The organism is Leifsonia sp. NPDC056665 (genome assembly GCF_042791795.1).
In the GTDB taxonomy this organism is placed as follows: Bacteria; Actinomycetota; Actinomycetes; order Actinomycetales; family Microbacteriaceae; genus Leifsonia.
Genome location: NZ_JBHTXK010000009.1, coordinates 96,735 through 111,905, shown reverse-complemented (window position 1 = coordinate 111,905; position 15,171 = coordinate 96,735). Strand labels below are relative to the sequence as shown.

General features: G+C 70.8%; 16 protein-coding genes. 10 read left to right on the top strand and 6 right to left on the bottom strand.

Features of this window, described 5'->3' with window-relative positions; all coding sequences use genetic code 11:
• Nucleotides 1–317 precede the first annotated feature (317 nt).
• The gene (locus ACFQ9V_RS11010) at nucleotides 318–1,031 is read left to right on the top strand and encodes an SOS response-associated peptidase (protein WP_382459200.1); all 714 of its coding nucleotides are present in this window, start codon (nucleotides 318–320) and stop codon (nucleotides 1,029–1,031) included.
• Nucleotides 1,032–1,117: 86 nt separating this feature from the next.
• Here the strand turns inward: ACFQ9V_RS11010 and ACFQ9V_RS11005 are convergent, their stop codons facing one another.
• The 4 genes from ACFQ9V_RS11005 to mgrA form a co-directional block, all read right to left on the bottom strand.
• On the bottom strand, nucleotides 1,118–1,792 hold the full coding sequence (locus tag ACFQ9V_RS11005; RefSeq protein WP_382459199.1) for a DUF3800 domain-containing protein: 675 nt from the start codon (nucleotides 1,790–1,792) through the stop codon (nucleotides 1,118–1,120).
• A gap of 100 nt (nucleotides 1,793–1,892) precedes the next feature.
• A complete protein-coding gene (locus ACFQ9V_RS11000) occupies nucleotides 1,893–2,996 on the bottom strand; it encodes a DUF998 domain-containing protein (RefSeq protein ID WP_382459198.1) in 1,104 nt (367 codons plus the stop codon).
• A 74-nt stretch (nucleotides 2,997–3,070) separates the two neighbouring features.
• A complete protein-coding gene (locus ACFQ9V_RS10995) occupies nucleotides 3,071–4,663 on the bottom strand; it encodes a hypothetical protein (protein WP_382459197.1) in 1,593 nt (530 codons plus the stop codon).
• Between the two features lie 326 nt (nucleotides 4,664–4,989).
• Complete coding sequence (gene mgrA / locus ACFQ9V_RS10990; protein WP_382459196.1) at nucleotides 4,990–6,027, bottom strand: L-glyceraldehyde 3-phosphate reductase; 1,038 nt, start codon at nucleotides 6,025–6,027, stop codon at nucleotides 4,990–4,992.
• Nucleotides 6,028–6,117: 90 nt separating this feature from the next.
• Here mgrA and ACFQ9V_RS10985 point away from each other — a divergent pair, with 90 nt between their 5' ends.
• A complete protein-coding gene (locus ACFQ9V_RS10985) occupies nucleotides 6,118–6,303 on the top strand; it encodes a hypothetical protein (RefSeq protein ID WP_382459195.1) in 186 nt (61 codons plus the stop codon).
• A gap of 8 nt (nucleotides 6,304–6,311) precedes the next feature.
• Here the strand turns inward: ACFQ9V_RS10985 and ACFQ9V_RS10980 are convergent, their stop codons facing one another.
• Nucleotides 6,312–6,470: a hypothetical protein gene (locus ACFQ9V_RS10980; RefSeq protein ID WP_370054869.1), complete on the bottom strand. Its 159-nt coding sequence runs from the start codon at nucleotides 6,468–6,470 to the stop codon at nucleotides 6,312–6,314.
• A 74-nt stretch (nucleotides 6,471–6,544) separates the two neighbouring features.
• Here ACFQ9V_RS10980 and ACFQ9V_RS10975 point away from each other — a divergent pair, with 74 nt between their 5' ends.
• The 7 genes from ACFQ9V_RS10975 to ACFQ9V_RS10945 all read left to right on the top strand — a co-directional run bounded on the left by ACFQ9V_RS10975 (nucleotide 6,545) and on the right by ACFQ9V_RS10945 (nucleotide 12,871).
• On the top strand, nucleotides 6,545–7,939 hold the full coding sequence (locus ACFQ9V_RS10975; protein WP_382459194.1) for an FAD-binding oxidoreductase: 1,395 nt from the start codon (nucleotides 6,545–6,547) through the stop codon (nucleotides 7,937–7,939).
• A 25-nt stretch (nucleotides 7,940–7,964) separates the two neighbouring features.
• On the top strand, nucleotides 7,965–8,768 hold the full coding sequence (locus ACFQ9V_RS10970) for an alpha/beta fold hydrolase (protein ID WP_382459193.1): 804 nt from the start codon (nucleotides 7,965–7,967) through the stop codon (nucleotides 8,766–8,768).
• Nucleotides 8,769–8,829: 61 nt separating this feature from the next.
• A complete protein-coding gene (locus tag ACFQ9V_RS10965; RefSeq protein WP_382459192.1) occupies nucleotides 8,830–9,246 on the top strand; it encodes a hypothetical protein in 417 nt (138 codons plus the stop codon).
• A complete protein-coding gene (locus ACFQ9V_RS10960; RefSeq protein WP_382459191.1) occupies nucleotides 9,243–10,469 on the top strand; it encodes a serine/threonine-protein kinase in 1,227 nt (408 codons plus the stop codon). The genes ACFQ9V_RS10965 and ACFQ9V_RS10960 overlap by 4 nt, the downstream gene beginning before the upstream one ends.
• Before the next feature lie 61 nt (nucleotides 10,470–10,530).
• Nucleotides 10,531–10,848, top strand: a complete 318-nt coding sequence (locus tag ACFQ9V_RS10955) for a hypothetical protein (protein ID WP_382459190.1) — start codon at nucleotides 10,531–10,533, stop codon at nucleotides 10,846–10,848.
• 62 nt (nucleotides 10,849–10,910) lie between these two features.
• Nucleotides 10,911–12,356, top strand: a complete 1,446-nt coding sequence (locus ACFQ9V_RS10950) for an alpha/beta hydrolase (RefSeq protein ID WP_382459189.1) — start codon at nucleotides 10,911–10,913, stop codon at nucleotides 12,354–12,356.
• On the top strand, nucleotides 12,353–12,871 hold the full coding sequence (locus ACFQ9V_RS10945; RefSeq protein WP_382459188.1) for a hypothetical protein: 519 nt from the start codon (nucleotides 12,353–12,355) through the stop codon (nucleotides 12,869–12,871). The genes ACFQ9V_RS10950 and ACFQ9V_RS10945 overlap by 4 nt, the downstream gene beginning before the upstream one ends.
• Nucleotides 12,872–12,878: 7 nt before the next feature.
• Here ACFQ9V_RS10945 and ACFQ9V_RS10940 read toward each other — a convergent pair whose 3' ends face one another.
• On the bottom strand, nucleotides 12,879–13,580 hold the full coding sequence (locus ACFQ9V_RS10940; protein ID WP_382459187.1) for a FadR/GntR family transcriptional regulator: 702 nt from the start codon (nucleotides 13,578–13,580) through the stop codon (nucleotides 12,879–12,881).
• 145 nt (nucleotides 13,581–13,725) lie between these two features.
• Here ACFQ9V_RS10940 and ACFQ9V_RS10935 point away from each other — a divergent pair, with 145 nt between their 5' ends.
• The gene (locus ACFQ9V_RS10935; protein WP_382459186.1) at nucleotides 13,726–15,171 is read left to right on the top strand and encodes a GntP family permease; all 1,446 of its coding nucleotides are present in this window, start codon (nucleotides 13,726–13,728) and stop codon (nucleotides 15,169–15,171) included.

The following is a 15,171-nucleotide window of genomic DNA, read 5'->3' as shown; positions in this document are numbered from 1 at the left end:
CGTTCCGCGAGGGACGACCAGTGCGCCACGTGCTCCGCGCGCCCCTGCTGGGGTCGAGTGCGTGAGGCGCTCGGTGCGATCGTGTCGGGTTCACGGGTCGTCCCTGGGTTCGGATGGTGCGTTTTCGGGTTGAGTGAACCGGTGGAGAGTCTTCGCGCCGGGTTCGGGTCGTTCCCCCGTCGTAAAGTGATTGTTCCTCATCAATTCACAAAGGTGAGAATACATCGTTTTTAGGGGGGACGGGGACCCGCGTTCGGGGGGTGCGGACGTTCGGCGGCCTCCTGTCTGCTGTCGGAGGTCGCGCCTAAGCTGGCTGCATGTGCGGGCGCTTCGCGTTGGACAAAGAGACCGACGACATGATCCAGGACTTCGTCGCAGAGGGCGGCGACTTCCGCGACTGGCGCCCGAGCTGGAACATCGCGCCGACCGACCCCATCCCGGTGTTCCTGGAGAGCAAGCGCGGCGACGAGCCCAGCGTCCGGCGCCTGGAGCTCGCCCGCTGGTCGCTCGTGCCGTCCTGGTCCAAGGAGCTCAAGACCAAGGTGCCGACCTTCAACGCCCGCGCCGAGACCGCCGCCGAGAAGCCGATGTTCAAGGCGTCCGTGGCCTCCCGCCGCGCGATCATCCCGGCTCGCGGCTACTACGAGTGGCAGACCGACCCGGCGACCAAGAAGAAGACGCCGTACTTCATCCACTCCGCCGACGGCGACCTCCTCGGGTTCGCCGGCCTCTACGCCTGGTGGGCCGACCCGGCGATGTCCCGCGACGATCCGGAGCGCTGGCACCTCACGGCGACCATCCTCACCTCGGACGCCGTGCAGACGCTCTCGGACATCCACGACCGCAACCCGGTGCCGCTGCCGCGCGAGCTCTGGGACCACTGGATCGACCCCACGGTGGTCGGCGACCAGGCGCTGGTCGACGAGGCCGTGCGCGCGGCGCTGCCCGTGGCGGACGCGCTGGTGTTCGACCGGGTCGGGCCGGTCGTGGGGGACGGCCCGGAGCTGATCAGGCCGGTCGAGGGGGAGTAGCAGTTGCGAACCACGCCCGTATGCCTCATACTAGTTATGCGGACCCGCCCCACACTCGTGGATGAGCGGGTCTTGCTGTTTAACGACTAGACGCGTTTCGGGCCGCCGTTGACGTCGCTCCCGAGCAGGTGATCGTCGTACCAGCGCCAGCCGAACTCGTTGCCCCTGTGTCGGTTCAGATGTGTGAAGACGCAGTACGCGACGAGGTCCGCCATCTGCACCCACTGCGACCGAGCGGAGTCGTGCATCATCGGGTCCTCGATGATGTGCCGGTCATCGAGTGACAGAGAGCGGTGTGCGTTGAAGTAGTTCGGATCGTCGCCGTTTCCGTCCATGCTGACGAATGCGGAGTCGCCCGCGGCCTGATGCTCCGAGTTCCAGGAGTCGATGAGAGTGCGATACACCTCGCCGCGTTCGTCGTAGTAAGCGCGTCCAGTGGCCGAGGTCGTCCTCCAGACCGCCCCGACGGCGAGGTCGGGGCATGCCTCCAACGTCTTCAGGCAATCCACTGCGACGGCCCGACCGAGTGTCTTCCACTCGACTCGGTCCTCACTCGGGCGCATGGATATCCGCGCGCGCCCATTGACGAACTTTGTAGCGTGCAACTCCGTCGCCGGCGGAATCTGATGCTCGCGGTACAGCCGCTTGCGGAGTTCGAGAATCGACCTCAGCCCGTGCCGCCACCGCTCGGGTGCGACTTCGACCCACCCGTACACGATGAGGCCGCGGTCCACCGAGCCGGAGTCGTCGACATAGAGCATGCGAGTGATCGTCATGTGTGCTTCCCGTTCCTGGGGGTGTAGCGCCCGGAGGGATCGGGGGAAAGGTGTTCGCGGGCTGAGCTAATACAGTGAAAACATATTACTGTATCGCTGCGCCGCGCACATCCCTCCCCGCCGCCACGCTCACCCGCAGGAACACGATGATCCAGCTGAAGATCAGCACCGCAGCCACCAGCTCCACCGCGGTCAGGTTGTAGTACCCCACCGCGAAGAACAGCGTCACCAGCACGATCACGCCGATGAACACCCAGCCGAGCACGTAGAAGGTGCGGGGGAGGTGCGGCATCGCCCAGCGGATGCCGACCGCGAGCACGCAGAACACGACGGCCATCCCGGTCGCCGCCGTGTTGTGCAGCAGGAAGAAGTGGTTGACCGGGAAGAGCCCGACGCAGGCGAGCATCGCGCCGACGACCACCAGGGCGGCGCGGACCTGCAGCTCGCCGCGCGACGGGCGCCGGTCGGGCCCGCTGTCGGTGGCGTAGCGGGCGATGGCCGTGACGAGGACGCCGCCCACGATCACCGTGATGTTGAAGGTCGCCGACGACCAGTCGTCCGTGATGCCCAGCACGCTGAGGTTCTGCCTCCACCAGTGCGGGTTGGACGCCGTGAGCATGCTGGTCAGTGCCCCGACGACGAGGAACACCGCCAGCACTGCCGACAGCAGCAGCGGGTTCATGTTCGCCGCCGCGAGGAACACGTAGTAGCCGGTGACCGCGGCCGCCGTGCCGACCAGCAGGGTGGCCGGGATGGCGAAGACCTGGGCGTCCTGGAAGCTGCGGGCGAGCACGTCGCTCAGCACGGTCCAGAGCAGCAGCACCACGACGGCGTGCGCGACGGCGATGGCGAGCGAGTCGAACACCTCGATCGCGGCGCCGATCCGGGAGCGGTGCTCCTTGGGGCGGCTGTACCAGGGGATGCTCCAGCTCGCGACCCGTCCGCCGCCGTAGACGACCAGGGTCACGGCGCAGCAGGCGGCCGCCGCGAACTGGCCGACCGATCCCGCGCCCGAGATGGAGAGGTTGTGTCCGGCGAAGACGAAGAAGGCGATCAGGCAGACGGCCACGAACGCGACGCCTCCCGCGCCCAGCGCCAGCGACTCCACGGAGGCCGCGTGCAACCGGCGGGAGAGGCGATCGGCCGCGCCGTGCTCGCCGACGCCGTGTTCCGAGACGGCTTCCCTCATGGTCTGAGTGTAGGCAGCGGCGCCCGCTCTGAAGAGGGGCTGCTCAGCGCGCCCGCGCCCGCGCCTCAGCGCCGTCAGCTCGAGCGGGTCAGCTCGATGAGCATGCTCCTGTGCGTCGGGACGGTGCGCCCGGTCTTCTGGAAGCCGAGCGCCTCCAGGTCGGCCAGGCCGTAGCTGTGCAGCCGGCCGTCCACGTCGTTCTCGATCAGCCACACCCGCGTGAGGCCGTCGAAGCGGCCGCGCTCGGCGGCCTGGGGGACGGTCCAGACCTTGTCGGCCCAGCCGATGTTGTGGGTGTAGACGGTCCGCAGCGTCGGGTCGCTGACGCCCGCGAAGCCGGCGGAGTAGGTGCGCATGGCGAGCCGCGGCCGCTGCGACGGCCGGGTCGACTCGTCGAACACCACGGCGTCGCCCGGCTGCCGCACCGACGCCATCGCGCTGCTGACCTCCGACCAGTCCGAGTCGTTCTTCGAGTACGGTCCGCGCTGGCCCAGGTAGGCCGGAGTGCTGATCGCGATGAACAGCAGCGCGCCGGCCCCGGTCGCAGCGACGGCGGGGATCGCGCCGCGTCGCGCGACGGACCGGCCGAGGACGAGCAGGCCCTCCGCGATGAGCAGCGCGGCCGCCGGGGCGGCGAACGTGGAGTAACGCCCGGTGTACATCGGGACGACCAGGTTGATCAGCAGCATCGCCCCGGTCGGCAGGATGAGCCACGCCGCGCCGACGAGTGTGGCGCTGATGGGAGCGGGGCCGATGGGCTCCGAGGCGGCGGTCCGTGCCGCCCTCGCGTCCCGTCCCCAGCGGCCGTGCACCCACGCGCCGATCGCGACCAGGATCAGCGCCCAGGCAACGAGGGCCACCCAGCCGTTGTCGAACCACGGCTGCCACAGCAGGCTCGGCACATCGAAGGGCTGGTCGGCGAGGTAGCCGATCTGGCTGCGCTCGAAGTACGCGAGCAGGCCGAGCGGCGCGAGCGCCACCAGCACGCAGCCGGTGGCGATCAGCCAGGCCCGCAGCGTCGGCCGGGACGCCCGGGAGAGGAGCAGGATGCCGAGATGCGCGAGCAGGAGCGACGCCGTATAGAGGAAGAGGTACGAGGTGAGGGCCATGCCCGCCGCGTAGACCGCCCAGCACGTGCGGCGCACCGACGGGGGAGCCGAGCGTCCGCCGCCGTCGATCAGCCACACCAGCAGCAGGGTCAGCCAGGCCGCGGCGGCGGCCGTGAACGCGAACGACCGCGCCTCCTCGCCCGCGTAGGTCATGCGGGGGAGGACGCAGGCGACCAGACCGGCGACGATCGCCGCCTTCGCGCCGCCCCGGCGCCCAGCCAGCAGCGTGACCGCTGCGACCGCGAGGCCGATTGCCACGGCGCTCGGCAGGCGCAGGGCGAACGGACTGTCGCCCGCGAGCCGGATCCAGCCGTGCATGCCGAGGTAGTAGAGCCCGTGCACCGCGTCGACGTGGAACAGCATCGGGATGAGCGTGGACACCGGTCGCTTCGCCGACAACAGCGTGGCCGCCTCGTCGCCCCAGAGCGAGGGGATCCAGCTCCCGGCTGCGCAGATCACGGTGGCGACGAGGCCGAACGCGACGGCGATGATCCACGGCCGGACGGCGCGCAACGGCGGGGCGGCGGCCTCGCGTTCTGTCGCTGTCAGCGTGCTCATCCCACCCCGTCCCTCTCCACGCACATACCGGGACCAGCCAAGTAGACGTCCCCGGGGAGACCCTGAAGGTCTGCTGCGGAAACACATATTTCACACGCCGGCCTTCCGCCGGGTGGAAAGGGCGCCGGGTGGAAGGGCGAAAGTACTGGATCCCGGGTGGCGGGCGCACTCGCCCTGCCGCCCGGGATCCGCCCCACACGCGCCGGGAAGACGGGGTGTCCGTGATCCACGCTCCGCCGCATCCAGCGCGATGAAGGGAACAGTACGTGGCCGTGCGAATCCGGGGCAGGGGATTAACGCCGCGCTCCGGTGGTGGTACGACCCGTCTACAGCTCCCCGCGCCGTGCGCCGGCCCAGAGGTCGACGCCCGCGTCGACAGCGAGCGCGTCGATCGCCGCGAGCTCCTCCGCCGTGAACTCCAGGGCGTCCAGCGCGCCGACGTTCTGCTCGAGCTGGGCCACGCTACTGGCGCCGATGACCAGGGAGGTGACGCGCGGGTCGCGCAGCGCCCAGGCCAGCGCGAGCTGGGCGAGCGACTGCCCGCGGCGCTCGGCGATAGCGTTGAGCCCGCGCAGTCGCTCGACGGCCTCGTCCGTGAGCCAGTCCGCGTCGAACGACGTGCCGGCCGCGGCGCGGGAGCCCTCCGGCACGCCGTCGAGGTACTTGCCGGTCAGCATCCCCTGGGCCAGCGCGGTGAACCCGATGACGCCGACGCCGAGCTCGCCCGCGGCGTCGAGCAGCCCCTCGGTCTCGATCCAGCGGTTCAGCATGGAGTAGCTGGGCTGGTGGATGAGCAGCGGCGTGCCGAGCTCGCGGAGGATCTCCGCGGCGCGACGGGTGTCCTCCTCGCCGTAGGAGGAGATGCCTACGTAGAGCGCCTTGCCGCTGCGGACGGCGGTGTCGAGCGCCTGCATGGTCTCCTCGAGCGGCGTGCTCGGGTCGGGCCGGTGCGAGTAGAAGATGTCGACGTAGTCGAGGCCGAGCCGGGACAGCGACTGGTCCAGGCTGGCCAGCACGTACTTGCGGCTGCCGCCGCCCTGGCCGTACGGGCCGGGCCACATGTCCCAGCCGGCCTTGGACGAGACGATGAGCTCGTCGCGGTACGGCCGCAGGTCCTCCTGCAGGATGCGGCCGAAGTTGAGCTCGGCGGCGCCGTACGGCGGGCCGTAGTTGTTGGCGAGGTCGAAGTGCGTGATCCCGAGGTCGAAGGCGCGGCGGACGATCGCGCGCTGCGTCTCGAACGGGCGGTCGTCGCCGAAGTTGTGCCAGAGCCCGAGGGACAGCGCGGGCAGGTCGAGACCGCTGCGGCCGGTGCGGCGGTACAGCATCCGGTCGTAGCGGGACGGGTTCGGTACGTAGGTCATGTCACCAGCCTTGTCGACGGGAGCGGGTTCGTCCAACACGGGACGGCGATCCGATTGTTCTCCCGCACGGATGAATCGATTGTCACGGCGATGCAGGCGGGCGTCGCGCTCGGCGCCGCCGGGCTGGTGCTGCTGTTCCTGATCGCGATGGGCGCCGCCCGCGCCGCCATCCCCTCCGGGCGGGTGCGACTGACGGCGCTGGGACTGCTGTTCTGCGCGATGGCCGCTGTCGCGCTCGTCGGGGTGGTGCTGTCGGCGATCGCCGCGATCGGCTGAGGCGGCTCCTAGCTCTTCGACGCCCCTCGCCGCATCCAGCCGACGATCGCGGTGATGACGAAGAAGACGATCCCGAGGATCGCCAGCCAGATCAGCCCCTTGACGGCGAAGCCGAGGATGGCCAGGACGAGCCAGATCACGAGCAGGATGATAATCAGAGCAATCATGATCACACCGAACTCCTTGCAGGTGAGTTCGTCAACAGGCCGGGCGCGGTGCGCGTGGGGATAGCATCCCCGTTATGCACGATGTCGTCGCCGCACTGAGCGCGGTGCTCCCTCCCGCATCGCTCCTCACCGAGCCCGCCGAGCTGGAGCGCTACCGGCACGACGACGCCGAGTGGGCGGAGTCCGCCACGCCCGCCGCCGTCGTGCTCGCCGCCTCCGCGGAGGAGGTCGCCGCGGCCGTGCGGGTCGCGGCCGAGCGGGGCGTCCCCGTCGTTCCGCGCGGCGCCGGCACCGGTCTGTCCGGCGGGGCGAACGCGGTCGCGGGCTGCGTCGTCGTGTCGCTGGAGCGGATGACCGCGGTGCGCGAGGTGAACGTCGAGGAGCGGTACGCCGTCGTGGAGGCCGGCGTCATCAACGACGACCTCCGCCGCCAGGTCGCCGCCTACGGCCTCTGGTACCCGCCGGACCCCGCCAGCCAGGCCATCAGCACGATCGGCGGGAACGTCGCCACCAACGCGGGCGGCATCTGCTGCGTGAAGTACGGCGTCACCCGGGACTACGTGCTCGGGATGACCGTGGTGCTCGCCGACGGCTCCATCGCCCGGCTGGGCCGCACGACCGCCAAGGGCGTCACCGGCTACGACCTCACCGCGCTGATGGTCGGCTCGGAGGGCACCCTCGGCATCGTGGTGGACGTGACCGTGAAGCTCCGGCCCATCGGCGGCAGGGAGGAGCGCGCCGTCATCGGCTACTTCCGCTCGCTCACCGACGCCGGCCGCGCGGTCGCCGCCGTCTCCGCCGCGGGGATCGTGCCCTCCGCGCTCGAGCTGATCGACCGGATGTGCCTGCACACCGTCGCCGAGTGGCAGGGCTGGCAGCTCCCGGAGCACGCGAACGCCCTCCTGCTCGCCTCCGTCGACGAGGTCGGCGCGTCGGGGGAGGAGCTCGCCGGCCGCGTCGCCGAGCTGTTCCTCGCCGCGGGCGGCGCGAACGTGGAGCGGGCGACCGATCCGGAGGAGGTCGCCCGGCTGTTCCTCGCCAGGCGGCTGGCCTACCCGTCGCTGGAACGGCTCGGCCCCGTGCTCACCGAGGACGTGTGCGTGCCGCGCTCGGCCGTGCCGGAGATGCTCGCGCGCATCGAGCGGATCGCGGCCGGCGCGGACGTGGTGATCGCCAACATCGCGCACGCGGGCGACGGCAACCTGCACCCCCTGATCATCGCGCCGGAGGGCGACGACGCCGCCAAGGAGCGCGCGAAGGCGGCGTTCGACCTCATCGTGGAGTCGTGCCGCGAGCTCGGCGGCACGGTGACGGGCGAGCACGGCGTCGGCCTCCTCAAGCTGCACGGGGCGGCTGCTGAGCTGAGCCCGGTCGTGCTGCGCATGCACGCGGCGGTGAAGCACGCGCTGGACCCGCAGGGCATCCTCAACCCGGGCAAGGCGTTCCCGGCGCCCGCCGCCCTATCCTGACCTCCCACCGATCGAAAGGCGCCCCATGCCCTCCCTCACCGCCGACGACGGAGTCCGCCTCGACTACACCGACTTCGGCGACCCGAGCGGCCGTCCCGCCGTCCTGATCGCCGGCTTCAAGGCCCCGGCGACCACGTGGCGCTACCAGGTGCCCGCGTTCGCCGACGCCGGCTACCGCGTCCTCGCCGTCGACCTGCGCGGCCACGGGACCAGCGAGCACCCGGAGGACGGGGTGGACATGGCACGCCGCGGCCGGGATGTCGCGGCCGTGTTGGAGGGGCTCGACCTCCGGGACGCCGTGCTGGTCGGCGGGTCGATGGGCGCGAACACGATCTGGTCGTTCCTCGCGCAGTCCGGCGCCGAGCGCGTTGCCGCGGCGGTCTCCATCGACCAGACGCCGAAGATGCTCAACGACGACGGCTGGCCGTTCGGCTTCTACGGCTACGACGCCGCCAACCGCGACACCTACTTCGCGACCGGCATCCCGGAGACCGGCCACGGCACGCCGATGGCGAAGCGCGGGCTGCGGCTGGTGCGCCTGATGACGGCGATGAAGGGGATGAACCGCGAGTTCACGCCGGGCGAGCTCGCGCTGCTGCACGACCACGCCGTCGCGGACTGGCGCCCAGCGATCGCGGCCGCCGGCATCCCGCTGCTGTTCGTCGCGGGCGCGGAGAGCGAGTACTGGCCCAGCGGGCACGCGGCGGCGTCGGCGGCGCTCGCCGCGGACGCGACGGCGGTCGTGCTCGACGACGACGGCCACGCGGCGAACATGGAGCAGCCGAAGGCGTTCAACCGGGCCGTTATGGAGTGGCTCGCGGCGCGCTGACCTGGATACGCGGCTCCCCGGGTCGACTTCCGGCCGTTCAGCGACTACTGTGCTCTGGGCTATGAGACGACTACCCATCGCGGCTGCCGCCGTCGCCCTCGCGCTCGGCCTCAGCGGCTGCGCCGGGGGATCGACGTACTCGGCAGACACGGCGAGCACACTGCAGCACGGTGTGCTGAGCGTGGCGACGGCAGCGGAGGGGAAGGACTACGCCGGCGCGCTGACGCAGCTCGCCTCCCTCCAGCAGCGCAACGACGCCGCCCTCAAGGCCGGCGCCATCGCGGCCGACCGGCACGACGCGATCGCGAAGTCCCTCGCGGCTGTCAAAGCCGACCTCACCCACCTCCGTGACGCCGCTCAGAACGCGCAGTTGCAGCAGCAGCTCCAGCAGCTCCAGCAACAACAACAGCAGCAGCAGCAGGACAAGAAGGGCAAGGACAAGAAGGGCGGCGGCGGCGACGGAGGTGACGGCGGATGAGCGCGACGGGTCGCACACCGGCCGCGGCGCCTGACGCCGGCAGGATCGCCGACCGTTACCGGCTCCTGAAGCGCGTCGGCTCCGGCGGCATGGCGGAGGTCTTCCGCGCCCACGACGAGCTCCTCGGCCGCGACGTCGCCCTCAAGGTCTTCCGCCGCGAGTTCGCGTCCGCCGACGATCTGCGCCGGCAGAAGGGCGAGGTCCGGCTCCTCGCGAACCTGTCCCATCCGTCGCTGGTCACCCTGTTCGACACCACGTCGGACGACGAGGGCCGCGGCGTCCTGGTGCTGGAGTTCGTCGACGGCACCGACGCGGGCGCGCGTCTGAAGGAGGGGCCGCTGCCCGAGCCCGATGTGGCCGCGCTCGCCGTGGACGTCGCCCGGGCGCTCGCCTACATCCACGGCAGGGGCGTGGTCCACCGCGACATCGCGCCGGCCAACATCCTGCTCCCCAGCGCGACGTCCTCCGGCGTCCACGCGAAGCTCACCGACCTCGGCATCGCCCGCCTCATCGACGACGCGCGCATCACCTCCACCGGCTTCGTGATCGGCACGGCGAGCTACCTGAGCCCCGAGCAGGCGGCCGGCCGTCCGGTGGGCCCGCCGAGCGACGTGTACTCGCTGGGCCTCGTCCTGCTGGAGTGCCTGACCGGCACGCGGGAGTTCCCGGGCAGCGGAGTGGAGTCGGCCGTCGCACGCCTGTCCCGCGACCCGGACGTGCCGGACACGCTCGACGCGGAGTGGCGCCGCCTGATCCGCTCGATGGTGGCCCGCGAGCCGGACCACCGGCCGACCGCGGCGGTCGTGGCGGAGGAGCTCGCCGGGCTGCTGGCGCGCGACACGGCGCCGGCGAGCGCCGACGAGGGGCTGGAACGCACCCTGCTGCTGCCGTCGCCCGGCGAGGCGCCCGAGGCGCAGGAGGCGCGCGAGCCCACCGCCGCCACCTCCCTCCTCCCCGGCACCCGCCCGGAGCCTGTCGCACCTCGGACGACCGCCGCGACCTCCCGGATGCCCCGCCCCCTGCGCGGCGTCCGCCGCGGAATCCTCGGCATCCTGCTCGCCTGCGCCGCCCTCGTCGTGGTGGTCATCGGGATCGCCCTCGGCTCGATGGCCGGGGGAGGGCAGCCGTCACCGGACCCGGTGAAGTCCTACCCGGCGGTCGGCGGCACGCTCGGCGACCACCTCAAGCAGCTCGAGCACGACGTGTCGAACTCCGGGCCGTAAGCCCGAGCGGCTGGGCGTGGAGTTTTCACGCCCAGATGGTTTCGTGTAATATTTATCCGCTATGGCGGAGATTGAAGTTCGACCCGACGACGCCCGTGCTGCGTCGGCGAAGCTCGCGGCTGTCGCGGAGGCCATCGACCACGACGCGGCCGTGTTCCGATCAACGGGCGAGGAGCTGGCATCCTCCGTGCGCCACGCCCGCATCGGGTGGGCGCTGACGGAGCTGGTGCAGGGCCTGACGCCCGTCCCCGCCGAGGCGGCCGGCCGGTTCCGGACGCTGGCACGCACGGACGCCGAGGCCGTGGACGGCAAGGTCGCGGCGGACCTGGACGGCGCACGGATGTTCGCCGCGATCCCGGCGCCGGTGGTGGCCACGTGATCCGCGAGAGCGACCTGCTCGACCTGGCGGACGTGGACCCGACCCGCGCCGCGGAGGCCGCTGTGCTCTATCGGGACACCGCCGCGCGCCTGGTCGGGCACGCGCGCGACGCGGAGATCGCGCAGAGCCGATTCGCCGAGAGCTTCCGCTCGCGGAGGATGCCGGACACCGTGGCCCGGTTCGTGGCTCCGGAACGGGCGGCGCTGGAGGACGTCCACGCCACCGCCGGGGACCTCTGCCACGTGACCGAGGCCGCATACCATGCGCACCGCGAACTGGTCCGGCGGCGGGACGAGCTGCTGGACGCGGTGCAGCGGATGTACGCGTGGGAGATCCCGCCCCTCATCGAGGAGTGGATGGCCGCAACCGGAGCGATGCGCTACCCGGAGTTCGACGAGGTCCCCGCAGCGCTGGACCGCGAGGAGAGCGCGCGCTGGGAGGTCGCCGGCTTCAACCGGGCCGTCGAGGAGTTCGCCGCCGAGTTCGAACGGTCGATCCGGACGCTCCACGTGACCGCGCGGGAGCGGGGCGCGCAGCGTGCGGCGGTGGTGGCCGCCTCCGCCTCGACCCTGTCGGCGGCGAAGCTGACGGCGATGTCTCCCGCGCAGGTGGCGGCGTGGTGGGCGTCTCTGTCGCCGGCCGAGCGGCGAAAGTACCTGGAGAAGCTGCCCAGTGTGATCGGAGGCCTCGACGGGGTGGATGCGGCGTCGCGTTCTGCGGCGAACCGGGCGGAGCTCGAGCGGGCGCGGACTCAACTCAAGAAGATCGGGAAGGACGATCCGGGTTACGAGGCCGCGCAGGTGAAACTGCGTGCGATCGACGCGATCCGGAAGAAGCTCGGCGGCAACCCTGATGGGTGGACGGAGGCGAGTAGGAACCTCTACTACCGACAGCAGGACCTTGCCCACAAAAGCGGTGAATCGGCCCGCGTTGCAGTGGTCGCGTGGATCGGTTACGACGCTCCGCGAGACTTCCTTGAGGTGAACAACAGCTCGGCCGCCCGATCAGGTGGGAAGACGTTGGCGGGCGCGTTGGAAGGGACGCTCGCCGCACGCGGGTGGCCGGGGCAGTCCGAGCACCTCTCCGTCGTCGGGTTCTCCTACGGGTCTGCCGTGGCCGGGGAAGCGTTGAAGCGGGCGCCGGCCGGGGCATTCGTGTCGGTCGGGTCTGCGGGCATTCCGACGGACGTGGCCGGCCGACTCACGTATCGAGTTCCTCTGAACGTTCCCGATGGCGGGGTCTCCTCCGGTCAGGCCGGCGCCGATCTCGTCGCGACTCTCGGAAGGTTTTCGAGTGGGCGAGCGGATCCCTCCGACCACGGAGCTGTACCGTTCAGCACCGATAATGCCCACACACCCGACGGGAAGACGACCGCCGGGACAACCGATCATGCGGCGACGGTCCACGCCAGTGACCCAACGAAGTACGGGTACTACGACGAGGGCACGACCTCGCTCTTCAGCATGGCCGCCCACACGATGGGCCACCCGGAGGCGGTTGCGAAATGAGCAAGGGCATGGTGGTAAGCATCGTCCTCGTTTCGGCCGGTATGACGCTCAGCGCTTGTGCGTCGGCTCCCCCAACTGGAAAGGCACTTCCTTCGATGACATCTCCGTATCCGACCCCCGACGAATCACGAGCGACCACTCTGGAATTGTTCGAGGCGACCCGGGAGTTGATTGGCGGAACCGCCTGGGAAACTGACGGCGATGGGTATGGGACCTGCACACTGCCCGACGGCAGCGCAGGGGCCAACTACACTCGCCAGGATGGTCTCATCGGGGCAACGATCGACTCCGTGGCTGTGGCGAAGCAGATCGCGGAGCTGTGGGAATCCGGAGGCGATACGGGAGTCACGGTCAAGCTTTATCCCGATGGTGTCGGCTACGACGTCACCGATCCGGTGGATGCGAGGCGGCGATATCTACACGTGACCGTCACGGACTACTCCGCAACGATCCACATGTCCGGCGGCTGCATCCCCGGCGATGCTGACGAGCTTACCCACGCCCTCGTGAGCTGAGCCCCGGCTACCCGCCCGCACCCTCCCGCGCCATCGCCTGCACCGCAGCGTCCGCCTCCTCGACGATCGCCCGCATCGCCGACTCCGCGCGCGCGCCGTCCCCTGCGCGCACCGCCCCCGCGACCTCCTCGTGCAGCCGGATCGCCTCCGGGTTGGCGGTGTGCGGCATCAGCGCGTGCGCCGTCCGGCCGGACAGCGCCTCGACCACCGCCTTGCTGAGCGTGCGGAAGCCCGGGTTGCCGGAGGCCTCCAGCAGGATGCGGTGGAACGCCTGGTCGTAGGCCAGATACTCGCCGTGGTCGGCCGCGCGCTGGGTGGACGCCATGCCGACGATGGCCTCCGTCAGTGCGCCGCACTGCTCGGGCGTCGCGCGGGCGCTGGCGAGGCGGGCGGCGACGGGCTCGATCGCCAGGCGCAGCTCGCTCAGGTTGCCGAGCGCGGCGAGACGGTCGGGGCCGGCGAGGCGCCACGCGACGACCCGCGGGTCGAGCACGCGCCACTCGGTCACCGGCTGGACGACCGTTCCGCGGCGCCGTCTGGCCTGCACGAGGCCGAGCGCCTCCAGCACCCGGATGCACTCCCGGAGGACGGTGCGCGAGATGCCGAGGTTCTCGGGCGTCAGCACGGAGCCCGGCGCGATCTCGCCGGTGACGATGCGGCTGCCGACGGACTCGATGGCCAGCTCGTGGAGGGAGTCCGTGGGAGGCATTCCCTCATTATCGAGGATTCCTTACGTGCGATCAAACACCAGGCGAACGCGATTAATGCTTATGAAAACGATGGCAACTTCGTATTTACCTGATTTATCTGTAGGGTGGCCGAGCACACGTCACCATCACTGACCAAGGACGCTCATGATCACCTTCCTGTCCGGCGCGCTCCGCGTCGCCGCGGCCGCCGCACCGCCGGCCCCCCACCCGGCCTCCTCCGAGGCGCAGCTGATCCTCGCCGCCGTCGTCGGAGTCGCGGTCATCGTGGTCCTGATCACCTGGCTGCGGATCCACCCGTTCCTCTCCCTCCTCCTCGGCTCGCTCGTCACCGGCCTGGTCGCCGGGATGGCCGCCGACGCCGCGACCACGAGCTTCATCACCGGCTTCGGCGCGACGGAGGGCAGCGTCGGCATCCTCATCGCGCTCGGCGCGATGTACGGCAAGCTGCTCGCCGACTCCGGCGGCGCCGACCGCATCGTCGACACGCTGGTGTCCCGCACGAGCGTCCGCGCCCTGCCCTGGGTGATGGGCCTCGTCGGCGCGATCATCGGCCTGCCGATGTTCTTCGAGATCGGCCTCGTGCTGCTCATGCCGGTCATCATCCTGGTGACGCGCCGGTCGAAGCTGCCGCTGATGCGCGTCGCGCTCCCGGCCATCGCCGGCCTCTCGGCCATGCACGGCCTGGTCCCGCCGCACCCCGGCCCGCTCGTGGCCATCGGCGCGCTCGGCGCGAACCTCGGCGTCACGCTCGCCTTCGGCGTGCTCGTCGCCATCCCGGTCATCATCCTCGCCGGTCCGGTGTTCAGCCGCTTCGCCGCCAAGTGGGTGCCCGTGGACGTCCCCGGCCTCTTCCTCGGCACCGAGGGCGACGACGACGAGCAGGGCGCGGCGGAGGCCGCGGCCCAGCGCAAGCGCCCGTCGTTCGCTCTCGCGCTCATCAGCATCCTGCTGCCCGTCGTGCTCATGCTCGGCAAGGCCCTCGGCGACATCACCGCGCCGAACGCCACCGCAGAGTGGAAGACGATCCTCGACTTCCTCGGCACCCCCGCCATCGCGCTGACCATCGCCGTGCTCGCGGGCTTCTTCCTGCTCGGCATCCCCGGCGGCATGAATCGCAAGTCGCTGCAGGCGAGCCTCACCGCGTCCCTGCCCCCCATCGCCGGCATCCTGCTCATCGTCGGCGCAGGCGGCGGCTTCAAGCAGGTGCTCGTGGACACCGGCATCGGCCAGGTCATCGCGTCCTTCGCGCACGGCAGCAACGGCATCGGCATCCTGCTGCTCGCCTGGTTCATCGCGGCGCTGATCCGCGTCGCCACCGGCTCGGCGACGGTCGCGACCGTCACCGCGGCCGGGATCATGGTTCCGCTCGCCGCCCACCTCTCGACCCCGATGGTGTCGCTGCTGGTGCTCGCGATCGGCTCCGGCTCGCTGTTCCTCTCCCACGTCAACGACGCCGGGTTCTGGCTGGTCAAGGAGTACCTGGGCCTCAGCATCCCGCAGACGCTGCGGAGCTGGACCGTCCTGGAGTGCATCGCCTCTGTTGTCGGCCTCGCCGGGACGCTGGTGATCGCCCTGGTCATCGGAGCGTGA